The organism is Isoptericola jiangsuensis (assembly GCF_048320105.1).
GTDB lineage: Bacteria > Actinomycetota > Actinomycetes > Actinomycetales > Cellulomonadaceae > Isoptericola > Isoptericola jiangsuensis_A.
The window spans coordinates 2456469-2470515 of sequence record NZ_CP182942.1 but is presented as its reverse complement, the minus strand read 5'-3'; the positions used below and the strand labels follow the sequence as shown (position 1 = coordinate 2470515).

At 69.1% G+C, this 14047-nt stretch carries 6 protein-coding genes and 1 pseudogene; 2 read left to right on the top strand and 5 right to left on the bottom strand.

What is annotated here, in order from left to right:
- Positions 1-96 precede the first annotated feature (96 nt).
- On the top strand, positions 97-1053 hold the full coding sequence (locus tag ACNHYB_RS11500; protein WP_418275475.1) for a helix-turn-helix domain-containing protein: 957 nt from the start codon (positions 97-99) through the stop codon (positions 1051-1053).
- Between the two features lie 33 nt (positions 1054-1086).
- Here the strand turns inward: ACNHYB_RS11500 and ACNHYB_RS11495 are convergent, their stop codons facing one another.
- From ACNHYB_RS11495 to ACNHYB_RS11475, 5 genes and pseudogenes are all read right to left on the bottom strand, one after another.
- Positions 1087-4545, bottom strand: a complete 3459-nt coding sequence (locus ACNHYB_RS11495) for a S8 family peptidase (RefSeq protein WP_418275474.1) — start codon at positions 4543-4545, stop codon at positions 1087-1089.
- Between the two features lie 154 nt (positions 4546-4699).
- Positions 4700-7339: a fibronectin type III domain-containing protein gene (locus ACNHYB_RS11490; RefSeq protein WP_418275473.1), complete on the bottom strand. Its 2640-nt coding sequence runs from the start codon at positions 7337-7339 to the stop codon at positions 4700-4702.
- A 740-nt stretch (positions 7340-8079) separates the two neighbouring features.
- Positions 8080-9855 carry an ATP-binding protein gene (locus ACNHYB_RS11485; protein WP_418275472.1) on the bottom strand — a complete coding sequence of 592 codons (1776 nt, stop codon included), beginning with the start codon at positions 9853-9855 and terminating at the stop codon, positions 8080-8082.
- 810 nt (positions 9856-10665) lie between these two features.
- Positions 10666-11145: a hypothetical protein gene (locus ACNHYB_RS11480; protein WP_418275471.1), complete on the bottom strand. Its 480-nt coding sequence runs from the start codon at positions 11143-11145 to the stop codon at positions 10666-10668.
- A gap of 214 nt (positions 11146-11359) precedes the next feature.
- Positions 11360-12623, bottom strand: a pseudogene (locus ACNHYB_RS11475) (IS256 family transposase).
- On the opposite strand from ACNHYB_RS11475, the gene ACNHYB_RS11470 reads away from it, so the two are divergent.
- Positions 12610-13947 carry a hypothetical protein gene (locus ACNHYB_RS11470; RefSeq protein ID WP_418275470.1) on the top strand — a complete coding sequence of 446 codons (1338 nt, stop codon included), beginning with the start codon at positions 12610-12612 and terminating at the stop codon, positions 13945-13947. The pseudogene ACNHYB_RS11475 and the gene ACNHYB_RS11470 sit on opposite strands and share 14 nt — an antisense overlap.
- The last annotated feature ends 100 nt before the right edge of the window (positions 13948-14047 follow it).

The window sequence follows — 14047 nt, the reverse complement described above, 5'->3', positions numbered from 1 at the left end:
AACGTGACACACCCTCCGGTCCGTGTCCCCGGTCAACATTCCGGTGACGTGCGGCGGCTACCCTGCGGCCACGACGAGACGGACGGAGGTCGACGCATGGAAGCACTGGGACTCGACGACCAGGTGCTCGACGTCTACCGGCACCTCCTGCACAGCCCGTCCGCACGCGTCGGCGAGCTGGCGGACGCGCTCGGTCGTCACCCGCGCGAGGTCCTGCACCACCTCTGCGACCTGGAACGTCGTGGTCTGGTCACCCGGTCGGCCTCGGGGCACGACCGCTTCACCGCGTCCCCGCCCGAGATGGCGATCGGGGCGCTCCTCGTGGAGCGCCACGACGAGCTGCGCCGGGCCGAGCTCGAGCTCGCCGAGCTCGCGGCCGCCTACCGGGCGGGTGCGGGCCGGGGGCTCTCCGAGGTCGTGGACGTCGTCGACGGCCGCGACGCCGTCGTCCAACGCTTCGCGCAGATCCAGCACAGCGCCACCCACGAGGTGCTGGCCTTCGTGAAGCCCGAGATCGCGGCCGTCGAGCCCGGAGACGAGGCCGAGAAGCGCGCACTGGAGCGCGGGGTCGACTACCGCGTCGTCATCGAGCGCGGAGTCCTCGACCGGCCCGGGTTCGTCGAGGACGCCCGGGACAGCGTGCGGCGCGGCGAGCAGGTGCGCGTCGCCGCGACGCTGCCGATCCGCATGCTCGCCTGCGACCGCCGGGTCGCGATGCTCCCGATGCGGTCCGGCGACGGCGCGGCCGGCACCGGGGCGCTGCTCGTCCACGAGAGCGCCCTCCTCGACGTCCTGCTCGACCACTTCGAAGCCGTCTGGCGCGAGGCGGCCCCGCTGCTGCCCACCGGCGTGCCCGCCACGGGCACCCTCGACCCGGTCGACGTCGAGGTGCTCTCGCTGCTGCTCGCGGGCCTCACGGACCGCGCCATCGGCACCCAGCTCGGCCTGTCGGTCCGCACCGTGCAGCGGCGCGTGCGCAGCATGATGGACCGGGCCCTGGCGAGCTCCCGCGTCCAGCTCGGGTACGAGGCGGGCCGGCGCGGCTGGATCTGAACCCCGCCGCACCGGCACGCCCACCCGCCCGTCTCAGCCGATCTCGTACAGGTCGATCAGGTACTGGTCGACCTCGGACCCGTGCTCGTCGGTCGTCGTCACGTGCAACGACGCCGCACCGCCGGAGCCGCCGGTGTTGTCGACCAGCGCCACCCACCGACCGTCACGCTGCACGACCGGGACGTCCGTCCACGTGTACTCGCTCGGCAGCTTCTCGTCGAGCACGTCGATCTCCTCGAACGTGACCTGCGCCGTCATCGCGGTGATCGAGCCCGGGTCGTAGCCGTCCTGCCCGTGCAGGTCGACCTCCACGGGGAAGTCCGCCGTCGCCGGAGCGCGGTTGAAGTCGTCCACCGGGGCGTCGTACCGAGGGATCGCGACGGGCAGGGCAGCGACGTCGTCGCCCTCGGGCTGGGGCGAGTCGAACGAGAACGTCGTCATCGTGCCCCGGCCGATGCTCCACGTGGACTCACGTCCCCAGCGCAGCTGGGTGAGCCGCATCTCGATCTCGTGGTCCCCGGGGCCGATGTCGGCCCGCACCTGCGGGAACGCGGACTCCCCGAGGTACTCGCCGTCCACCGTCAACTGGATGTTGCCGACGTCCAGGAAGCCCGCGACGCCGTACCGGCCGGCCACCGTGTCCTGCCAGTGCGGGAAGGCGAACCCGACCAGGCTGCCCTGTCGTTCGGCCACCCGGGTCGGGTTGCCGTCGAGGTCGCTCGGGATCGCGGTCCCTGTCGGCAGCCTGAACCACTCGGCCTCGTCCCGCTCGCCCGCCCGGTAGGTGCGCACGGGGTCGATCCAGGTCTCGGCCTGCCGCAGCGAGCTCGAGGTCAGCTGCTGCCAGGGCACGTCCGCGGAGAAGTAGGCGGTGCGTGTCGCCGGCGTGGTGATCCGGTCCAGCGAGGTCACCGCGACGGGATCGCCCTGCGCCGGCACGACCTGCGCCGCCTCCAGCGCCGACCACCCCGTCCTCTGCGCGTACCAGTGCTCGGTCACGGCGGCGAGGTCCTCGTCGTGCACCGTGTGCGACTGGTCCCGCCCGATGCGTCCGTCCTCGACGAACGCCAGGTTGTACACGTACGGGCTCGTCGTCCTCTCCGCCGCCGGGTCGGACCCGCGCAGGTACGTCCCGAACGAGAAGGTGCCCGTGTCGACACGGTCGGTCGGTGCGACGGCGAACGTCGTGCCGCTCGCACGCAGCGTCGTCTCGACGATCCACGTGTCGTCCCAGGTGCGCTGGGCCACCAGGCTGCCCGACGAGAGGGCGAGGGGCCGGTCGGCCTCGACCTCCACCGGGACGGCGCGGCGCGCGTCGAGCACCACCGTCTGGTCACGGTCGAGGTCGGCCGACGGCACCCCGACGTAGGCCCAGGCGTTCCCGTCGTCCGTGGTGGTCCGCACCAGCGCACCCACGGAGTGCTCGCCCGCCCGGAGGGTCAGCGTCTGGTCCGCACCGCTGAGGTTCGTGTAGGAGCGGGTCGGCTGGTGCAGGTCGGTGACGTCGAGCGCACCGGTCGTCGCCGGCGCGCCGTCCGCGTCGAGCACCGTGAAGGTGACGTCGACCGTCCGGGGCGCGACCCACAGGCCCACCGCCGTCGTCAGGGTGCGCTCGTCGTCCTTCCCGTGGCCCTTGCCGTGCTCGGGCACGTCCTCGACCGTCGCGACCAGGCGTGCCCCGATCTCGCCGTACGCGTCGTCACGGAGCCCGACGTCACCGCGCACGCTGACCGGCACGTCGGCCGTGCCGTGGGCGGGGACGACGACGCTGCGCCGGTCCACCTTCACCAGCGACGACGGGACCCGCTCACCGTCGGCGCCGACGAGGTCCTCGACCTCGACCTTCACCTGCACGGACGTGTCGGAGTCGTTCGTGTACGTCACCGTGGCGCTCTCGCGCTGGTCACGGTCGTGCGGCCACTCGAACGTCGCGAGGTGGACGCTCGACGACGTCGTCACCTCGGCGCCCAGCGCGCCCGGCACCCACAGCTCCCCGGAGCCCTGCTCGTACACCGATCCGGGCGACTCCTGCTTCACGCCCGCGGTGATCGCCGCCTTGATCTGCGCGCCCGTCCATCCGGGGTGCGCCTGCTTGACGACGGCGGCCGCGCCGGCGACGTGCGGGGACGCCATCGACGTGCCGGACATCGCCGTGTAGTGGATGCCGCCCGGGCTCGTCGCCTGCGCACCGACGATCGCGACCCCCGGGGCGGCGACGTCGGGCTTCACGCGGTGCTCGCCGATCGTGGCACCTCGGCTCGAGAAGGCGGCCGTGGCACCGTCGGCGTCGACCGCGCCCACCGTCAGCACACCCTCCGCGCACCCGGGCGAGGCGACGGTCTCGCGGCCGGAGCCGCTGTTGCCCGCCGCGACGACGAACAGCGTCTCCGACGTCGACGACAGCTCGTCCGCGGCCTGTGCCAGCGGGTCCGTGCAGTCCGACGTCGTCGTGCTGCCCAGGCTCATGTTGACGACGTCCGCACCGGACTCGACGGCCCACTCCATGCCGTCGACGATCCACGACGTCTGCCCGCCCGTGGTACCGAGGACGTGCCCGATGAGGAGGTCGGCGTCGGGGGCCATCCCGACCCGGGTCGCGTCCGCCGCACCCGTCCCGGCGATCGTCGAGGCCACGTGCGTGCCGTGCCCGGTCGAGTCCTTCATCCCGCCGCCCGTGAAGTCCGCCGTGCCGACCACCCGGCCCTCCAGGTCGGGGTGGTTCGCGTCGTATCCCGTGTCGAGCACGGCGACCGTGACGCCCTCGCCCGTCAGGTCACGTGCCCACGCCTCCGTGACGCCGGTCTGCTCGACGCCCGTGGCCGGGTCGAGCTCGGGCGTGCGGGCCGCGCTCACCGGCGCCGCGTCGACGACACCGATGCCCGGCACCATCGCGTCCAGCCAGATCTTCTCCACCGAGCCCGCCGAACGAGCCGATCCCACGAGGCGCGAGTACGCCTCCTTCGCGTCCGTCTTGTCCACGGTGACGGCGGTCGCGTCGATCGACTCCAGCTCCGTCGTGGACGTCACCCCGGCGGCCCGCGACGTCGCCACCGTCCCCGTGACGATGAGCGGGAGGTCGTCGCGGTCGGTGTCCCCGTAGCCCTGCGCCACCAGTCCCGTCACGTTGAAGAGCTCCGGGTCCAGGCGGCCGGACGACACCGCGTCCAGCACCCCGACGGGGTACACGTACAGGTCGTCACCGACCCGCTTCGTCACCACGTCCACCCCGGAGTCCACCGCGACGGACGGTGAGCCGTCGGCCGCGACCGTCACCAGCACGGAGTCACCGGTCAGCAGGGTGACCGGGGTCGTCGTCGACCCGGAGGCGTCCGACGCCCCGGCGGCCGAGCTGAAGAGCGCGTCGTCCACGACGCCGAGGTCGCGGTCGTCGGCCGCCGACGACGGGAGCACGAACGCCGTCGCGGCGATCGCCGCGAGTGCGCCGGTCGCCGCAGCCGACCTGCGGAGACGTGCACGGGGAGGGCGGGACATCGTGGGTCCGATCTCTCGAGGAACAAGGTGCCCCCACGGTCGCACCCCGCCTCCGCCCGCCGGGAGGGTTCCGGGTGACGGGTCCACGCCATGTCGCGAACACGCCAGGCCGCAGCGGGCCGCACCCCGTGGCGACGGGGTGCGGCCGCGCCGGTCAGTCGAGCACGAACTCGTAGGTGCTCGTGTTCCCTGCGACGTCGTGGACGACGAGGGTGTTCGCCCCGGACGTCGCGCCGAACACGCCGGGCCTGACGAAGTTCACGTCCGACCAGGCGTTGTTGGACAGGTCCTTGGTGACGCCGTTGAGCACGACCTTGTCGACCTTGCCGGCGTCGTGCAGCTTGAAGCTGATCAAGCTGTACCCCTCGCCGGTCCTCGTGGTGAAGGACGCGCCGTCCTTGATCGTCGCCGTCGGCGCGGTCGCGTCGACGGTCACGTCGACCGTGCTGGTGCGCGACACGTTGCCGGCGAGGTCGTGGGCGTTGTACTTCACGGTGTACGTGCCCGAGGGGAGCGTGACGGACGCCGTGTGCGTGCCGGCCTTCGCGCCGTCGGCCACGGCCGACTGCGTGCTCTTGACGAGCTTGCCGCCCGAGTACACGTTGGCGACGATCTTCGCCAAGCCACGGTCGTCGGTCGCGTCGACCTGGACGGCGAGCTCGCGCACGGGGCCCGACGACGTCGGGGCCACGAGCGTGACCTCGGGTCGCGTCGTGTCCGGCTCCGTGACGGGCGGTTCGACGCCGGCCTCGGTGACCCACTTCTCGCCGTCGTCGGCCTTGGTGACCGTGAACTCGTCGTACACCGCACCGACGGGCAGGTCGGTCGTCGCCGTGGCGGTCTTCTCCGCCAGGTAGGAGCGGTAGTGCAGCGCGTCGGCGGTCACGTCGATCACCTGATACGTGGTGACCCCGGCACCACGGATCACCTGCGTGGCGCCGTTGTTCGTCCAGACGTTCTTCTCGTCGGTCTCCAGCGCGTAGTGCTTGGCGCCCGCGTTGGACACCACGTACACCGGGCCGTCGGTGACGCCGGGGACGTCCGTGACGTCGTCGTCGTTGTAGCCACGGGCGTAGGTGTGGTCGTGGCCCATGAGCACCAGGTCGATGTCGTGCTCCTGGAAGACCGGCACCCAGTACTCGCGCAGGACGGGCTCGTCACGGCCCGCCGATGCCGAGTAGACCGGCTGGTGGAAGGTAACGACGTTCCACTTCGACGGGCTCTGCGTGAGCACGTGGTCGAGCCACCCGGCCTGGAACTGCGTCCACAGCTCCGCGACCTTCGTCGAGGGGCACTCGGCGCCGGTGCACGCGGGCAGGGCGTCGGGCGTGAGGAACGTGGTGTCGCGGGTGGCGTTGATCGTGATGAACCGGACGCCCTGGTAGTCGGTGAAGTACACCGTCTCCGTGGCGAACCGGGCCCAGTGCTCGAAGTAGGCGGCGTACTGCCTCGCGACGTCGGTGTCGCCGACGGCGAGGTCCGCGAGGTCACCGATCGTCTCGGTGGTCGGGTTGTTGTGCGGGTACTCGAAGTTCGCCTTCCACGACGCCAGGAGCTTGTCGCCCGAGTACTCGTGGTTGCCCGGCGCAGCCATGACGTTCGTGGTCGCCGCGGAGGTCTCCATGCCGGTGAACCAGTTGACCCACTCGGTCTCGTTGCTGCCGGTGTTGATGAGGTCGCCCGCGTGGACCGACCCGATGGAGTCCGGTGCGGACGCCTCGGCCATCTCGACGACCTTCGGCCACGTCGAGTCGAGGCCGATCTGGGCGTCGCCGTAGTAGACGAACTGGAAGTCCGTGTCCGTCGGGTCGGCGGTGGTGAACTCGTTCCACCCGCTCCACGCGCCCTCGAGGCCGACGCGGTAGGTGTAGGCGGTGCCGGCGGTCAGGCCGTCGACCGTGGTGGAGAAGTGCTGCAGCGGGTTGCCGTTCACGGTGCCGGCGGCGTACGCGTCGACGGTGCGGACCTCGCCACCGTCGGCGGGCCGGATCTGCACCTGACCGGCCGTCTGGGACTCGTGCCCGGCGAGCCAGGACACCGACTGGCTGGTCTCGGGCGTCTCGGTCGGCGTGAGGATCACGCGCGACGGCGGCGTCGGGTCGACCACGCCGGGAGCGAGCTCCTCGACGAGCCGGATCGACGGGACGTCGAGGTAGATGTCGCTGGAGGTCTCGCGGTCCTGGTAGAGCGCCACGGCGACCGTGTTGACGCCGTCGACGAGCACGTCGCCGTCGGCCGTGAAGGTCGTCGCCGTCGGGTCGGAGTTCCCGGACCCCGCGTACTGGACGTTGGAGTCCTCGGTGACGCGGTCCGCGTGCAGGCCGGCCACACGCTCGCCGTTGATCCACACCACCGCGCCGTCGTCGTACACGATGTCGCCCACGACGTCCGCCACGTCGTCCGCGACCCCGGCCTCGAGCGTGAAGCTCGTGCGGAAGAAGAACGTCGGCACGTTCGGGGCGGCCTGGCCGTCGATGTACTGGTTGAGGAGCGTCTTGGGCAGACGCGGTCCGACGGCGGTGAGCTCGCCGCGCTTGGCGCCGAAGCTGCCGGTCGCCTGCTTCCAGGACGAGTCGTCGTACCCGGTGGTGGTCCAGACGCGCAGGTTCGCGTCGCCCCGCGCGGGGTCGGTGCCGTCGTCGAGGTAGCGCCACGTCGTGCTGCCGTCGACCACCGGCACGTCGGGCACCTCGGCGGCCGCGGTCGCGGGCATCGCGAGCGCCCCGGCCAGCAGGCCCGTGATCGTCGCGCCGACGGCGGCCCTGCGGCCCCACCGTCCTGTCGAGCTCGTCATCGTCTCCCCCATCGTCGGTACGGACGGACGCGCGCCGAGGAAACGGTCTGTGCCAGCCTCCTCAGGCGGGTCCGCCCCGATTGAAGCGGGGCTGCGTGGACGCGTGGTGGCCGGGGAGTTCACCCCTGATGAACTGATCGGGCGTCGAACGCGAGGGGGGTTCCGTCGTCGGCCCGACCTGCCGCGCGCCGTCCAGGCACACCTCCAGGGGACGGCCAGGCGCACCCGCTTCGCGTGTGTGCCGCGATCGCCGCAGAGGGGCCGACGTCGGAACCTGCCGTCCCGGAAGTTCGGATCCTGCCGTAGTTCAACCTCGGAGTCTGCCGATCGGATCGCATCCACGGCCACCTATGTCCTCGGTGCCCAACGGCCGCAGCCTGACCGTCACCTCTACGTGCAGCAGTCCCGAACCACCGGCAGCCACCGGACAACCCAGCACGCCCCGGACACGGCCACCGACGCCCGGCAACCACCCAGAACGGCCAGATCGACGGTCGTCACGCTGATCCACCAGGCGGCCGACCCGCCATCAGGCTTCCCGGTCGCGCTGCCGCACCGCACGAACCGCCCAGAAACGACAAAAGTCCCGACCGGGTGACCCCGGTCGGGACTTTCGTAACTCTCATCCTCAGAAGACGAGAACTGCCTCACGTGGGTGGTTTCCGAAACTCGCTCACCAGAGCCTCCATCGCGACTGCGCCAGCGCCAGGCACACCCTGATCGGCCGTCCAGGCACACCTTCAGCCTTGGGCCGAGAGTCGATACTCGCGGTGTCGACTGGTCGGCGGTGCGGTCGCGATGACTACCCCCTCTGCGACGAGCACTCGTAGCCTCGGTCGCAAGGTGCCGACCGTCGTATCGAGGCGGTCGGCCATCGCGCGCACCGAGAGCTGTCCCGCATCGGCAAGCGCGTTGAGGATCCTGTCGTCGATGCTCCCCGGTGCAGGCGCACGCACGTCGGCCTGAGGGAAAAGGGCGACCTGGTCGCGCCGCACACCGTCGAGCCGGTGTCCGGGTCGGTAGGCCCCGTCCGTACGACGCGGAAACTGCAGCCAACCGTCGTCGACCAAGCGTCGGAGCACCTGCTTGGCGTCCGCCGAGTCCATCGCCAGCTGCGCACGCAGCACCTGGTCGTCGACGGCATAGCCGCGGTGGACCAGAACCAGCGTGCGACGCAGATCGGCGTCCAGGTCCGTCGCACCGACGGAGTCGAGCCAATCGCTTGTCTCTGGGCTCAGTAGTCCGTGCCGGTCGAGAACGACAGTCAAGTCTGTCACTCGTGCGACATAGCGCGGTGCCGCCAAGCCGGAGCGGCCGAGCGCACCGGTCATGGCCGGGATCCCCGAGCCCGCGTTTTCCGACACGGCCTCCTCGGTGTTGAGCATGGGCACGTCCGCTAGCAGCGCCGACAGGACCGCGTTGCGAGAGCGCGAGGTTCCGCTGAACAGGTCGACCACGCGACGCCCACCCCAAATCCCGCCGGGGTTGGCGATCTCGAGGCGGTCCGGGAACAGTTCGACGCGGACTTGGTCGCCGAGTGCCCACGGGCTGTAGTCGCGGTGCGTCAAGGCATTGGCGATCGACTCACGGATCGCCAGCTCGGGAATCTCCGGTTCGTCGCGGGCACCCGCCCCGGCGACGACCCGGCGAACCTGGATGTTCTGAAGCACGGCCCGCACTACGTCTTCCACCATGGCGGGAATCGGCCCTTCGATGACACGCCGGTCGAGCATCCGTTGTTCACCGACGAACACATCTTTCGAAGTTCCCGGATAGACAGCGAACGTCACCATGGCCTGCGGCACGAAGTGCTGGGGGTATCGCCCGAGTGCCAACAACCCGGCCAGTGTCGGCCTCGCACCGTCGCTCGCGAGAACGTTGTGCCGCACGAGGATGTCCTTGACGGAGGTCAGATCAACGACCGAGCGCGGGCGTCGCCGACGAAGCCTGGCGACGAAGCGTTCGACCAGATCGTGCTCGAGGTCGTTCAGGGTCGCACCCGACACCGGCTCGGAGTCGACGCGCGGTTGCTCGACATTCGTCGAGAGGAGAAACACCCCGTACGTGCTCATGCGCCGGTCGCCGTCGCCGACACGTTCGTAGGTTCCAGCCTCCTTGCCCTGGCTTGTCACGAACAAGGGCCTCTGCCCGGCCGGCAGCGCTTCGACGTCGACGACGACCACCGGAGCGTCGTCGACGACAGCAATGTCGACGGAACCAATGGGACGTGGAGTAACCGGGCCCGCACCCTCGTCACTCCGGCGCGGCCGGAAGCCGTTCGAGACCGCATCCCGTATCGCGGTCGCGTCGAAGCCTTCGACGGCGGCGAAATGATGCTTCTCGTCCAGGCCCAGGATGATGAGCCCGCCGTCCCCGTTCGAGAACGCGCTCACCGTCGGCCAGATGTCCTTGGGCAAACCACCGCCGGCAGCCTTGACCTCGATCTGCGCCAGGTCGGTCGACGCTGCACGCAGGCGCCACACCACCTCGTCGAGCGGGCCCTGACTCGTTTCCAACCGAGCACCATCACTCTCACGTCAGTGCATCATCACTACAGTTCAGTGATGATCACTGTAGTCCAGTGAGTCGATCGTCACCTGCTCATGGAGCGACCAGCCCGAACCCTGGGCCGAGCAGCTCGGCGAACCACCCGACACCCGGCCCATGGGCCGAGCCGCCCGGACAGCGCACCGACCTCGCCGAAGACCACCCCAGCGACACCAGACACCCGGCGACAACTGACACCACCGGCATCGCGCACCCCGGCCCGCGCCACGCACCGCCGCGCCCGCGAACGCCCCCCGCAGCCCCCAAGACGCAGCTTCACCAGGATCGACGCCAGGAAACAGGGCTCGCACCGTCGCCCGCACCCGACCACACCGTCCGGAACGCAGAAAGTCCCGGCCAGGAGAACCTGACCGGGACTTTCCGAAGGTGTTCCGGCCCTGAAGCCGATACCTTCCACGTGGGTGGTTCCGGAAACCCGCTGACCAGTGGTACCGCGGGGACTGCACCGCTGCCAGGCACACCCAGATCCGCCCTTCAGGCACACCTTCGGCCGTCAAACGCAAGTCAGATTGACTGCGTCTGCAGTCCAAGTCATCGGCAATGATTCGAAGACATCACGAAGAAATGGGCACATCTATATTCGGCCAGACGACCGAGCTGGTCAGCGCGAAAGCTGCTGGAGAACACCCGAACACAAAGTGGTGTCACTCGACTCACAGCCTGTGGCCGCCACCTGCACTGGCACGCGCTCCGCGGACACGCGAGGGCGCCACCGACCAACCTCAACGCGCCGCACGCAACCCTCTTCAGGAACGCGCCTATGCCCTCTTGAATAGCTTGCGCACTAATAATCCAATACTTAGGTCCCAGGTTCCGGCTCGAAGCTTTTCTTGACCGGTCGGCGTATCAACCAGGATGACAGGGAAAGTCTTGTCAATTCGAGTGAATCTTCCCTCCAAGTACGCTACAGCAACATTCAGGAGTTGATCGATCTCATTCATAATCTCGGAATCATCGGGTCGCACCGTAGGGTGCGCTAGGTAGAATTCACCATCCACTGTCAGGTCGAACAGTTCCCCCTTCGTCGCTATTCGCGCCCATCGTCCTGCATTATCACGCCGCGTCACGACGAGGACTGCCATGGCGTCGCGGTAGGAAACTTCGGAGTCGAACTGGGTCAAGTCCGCACTGATCGCACGCATGTAGTCTGCAATTTGCGCTCGATCCATCGTCATCTCCTCCAAAGCGATCGAACCTTGTTCCAGGGCACTCGGGCGGTTGCTTTCTTTGGGTGCCACGTCAGGGAAACCACGTCACGATCCCAGTGAGTATGTATTGGCATCAACCTCTTCTTCCAACTGGGAGCTTTCGCGTAGTACTTTGGAGACGGCCCTGTCGACACCCTAAAGGTATCCTTATTTCCCTTCAATCCATTGCCGATCCGGAGAATATTGTTTCCATTCCGAATAAATTGGGAGTGTCCGATGAACGGTGGGCGGGCCACGGCGTTCCTTAGTTGCTCGAGGGGTTGATGCGCCCCTCGAAGGTGATCGCGAACGCGTTGAGTGCGGCCTTCCACCTGATGACCCATCGTGCCCGACCCCGGCCGGTGGGGTCCAGGGACCGGGTCACGAGGTAGAGGCACTTCAGCGCGGCGGTGTCGTTCGGGAAGTGCCCCCGCGCCCGCACCGCCCGTCGGTAGCGGGCGTTGAGGGACTCGATCGCGTTGGTCGTGCAGATGATCTTGCGGATCTCCACGTCGTAGTCCAGGAACGGGATGAACTCACCCCACGCGGACCGCCACAGCTTGACCGCGGCCGGGTACTTGCCACCCACTTCTGCGCGAACTCGTCCATCCGGACCTCGGCCTGCTCGGCGTTCACCGCGGTGTAGATCGGCTTGAGGTCCCGGCCATGACGTCCCAGTCCTGCCGGGCGGCGTAGCGGAACGTGTTGCGGATCAGGTGGATCACACAGGTCTGGACCTGTGCGAGCTCCCAGACCGTGGTGATCGCGTCCGGCAGGCCCTTGAGCCCGTCGCAGACCGCGATGCATACGTCGGCGACGCCGCGGTTCTTGATCTCGGTGAGCACGTTCAGCCAGAACTTCGCGCCCTCGCCGCCGTCGCCGGCCCAGATCCCCAGGATGTCCCGCTCCCCGCGGGTGGTCACGCCGATGACGACGTAGAACGGCTTGTTCGTGACCTGCCCGTCACGCACCTTGACCACCAGGGCATCGATGAAGATCACCGGGTAGACCTCGTCCAGCGGGCGGGTCTGCCACTCGGCCATCTCACCGATCACCTTGTCCGTGATCCGCGAGACGGTGTCCTTGGAGACCGATGCGCCGTAGACCTCGGCGAAGTGCGCGCTGATCTCCCCGGTCGTCAGCCCCCGCGCCGTCAACGACAGCACCAGCTCGTCCACACCGTTCAGGCGCCGCTGCCGCTTCTTCACGATCGCCGGTTCGAACGACCCGTCACGGTCGCGGGGCACGTCGATCTCCACCGGCCCGATCTCCGTCAGGACCGTCTTGGAACGAGTGCCGTTGCGCTCGTTCGACCCGGTCTTGGCCTCCCGCTCACCTGGCGGGTAGCCCAGATGCTCGGTCAGCTCCTCCTCCAGCGCGGTCTCCAGGACCTGCTTGGTCAACCCGGTCAGCAGCCCGTCCGGGCCGACCAGGTCGATCCCCGCCGCCTTCGCCTGGGCCACCAGCTGCAGTGCCAGTGCCTGCTTCTCGTCCTCGTCGAGCGTCACGGGCTCGATGATCTCGGTCATCCTGCCTGCTTCCCCGCCAAGCCTGCGCCCGGCGTGTCAGGCCGAGACCCACCCACCGTTAATCAGACAGACCCAGACCGGTGCGTTCTCGCAGCACACGCACGACGTCATCGCGGATCCCCGCACCGGGGAAGTGGCTCCGTGCCCGGAAGGCTGCACCTATATCGCCGACAACCTCGACTCGCTGATCAGCTTCCTCGTGCTCGCCGGCATCCCCGAGTCCGTCCCACTGCCCAGCACTGCCGCCGTCGACAGCACCGACTTCGAGATCCACGCCCACCCCCACGTGCCGATGATCGACTCCGCGGGACGGACCTACTGGTCCCCCGACCACTCCGCCGGCTGGGGTCACCGCACAGCGACCGACCGCCGCCAGATCACCAGGTTTCTCGGGTACTCCGTCCACATGATCGTCGGCGCCCCGCCGGTCGGAGGTGACCCCATCCCGCAACTGTGCCTGGGGATCGCACTTCGCCCCGGTTCACGCGACGTACCTTCGGCGGCGATCAACCTCCTCGACGCCCTCAGCAGCACCCGACAACGCATCACCGAGGTCATCGTCGACCGCGGCTACAGCACCGCCAAGCCCGAGCGATTCGCTCGCAAGCTGCGCCAGCGCGGCATCTCCGTCGTCATGGACCTCCACGCCAGCCAACGCGGCACCCGCCCCGGCCCTGTGGCCGGAACCATCTGGCAGGACGGCCACCTCGCGTCCAACTCATTGCCACAGACCCAGCGCGACCTCGTGGCACCCGACCCCCGAGACAGTTCCGGGGACGTCAGCCGCAGCCGGGAGCTCTTCGACGCTCGCCGATGCCACTTCTTCGTCGCTCACTCGCGCCACGACGACCGCCGAGGAACCCAGCGACTCAAAGGCCCCGCTCTCGCCGGCCACGTCCGCTGCCCCAACAACCCCGCCTCGATGCGGCGCGGCCCCGAGATTCCCACCACCAATTGCACCCCGGACGTGCCCTGTGGCTGCGGCCTGACGGTCACCGTCGCCGACACCGATCTCGAGCGCGACCGCCAGCGCCACCTGTGGCAGACCAGCGAGTGGGGACGCTCCTACGACCGCCGCACCCTCGTCGAAGGCCTCTTCGGCAACGTGCGCTACAACGCCAGCAACATCAACCGCGGCTACCTACGCGTCCGCGGATTCTTCGGCACCGCCTTCCTCCTGGCCCTGGCGATGCTGGGCTACAACGTCAAGCGCCTCCACCAGTGGCACCTCGAGCGAGACCGCCCCGACCCCTGGCAGATCGAGCTCGACGAAGAACCCGAAGCGATCACACCCGATCCGATCTACCGCACCCGCGGCCCCTGACCCCACCGAGCACCACAGCCCACGGCGCACCCGCCGTCACCACCACGAAAGACCATCGGGACCCCGCACGGGACTGCTGCACGGATAGGTGACAGCGGTT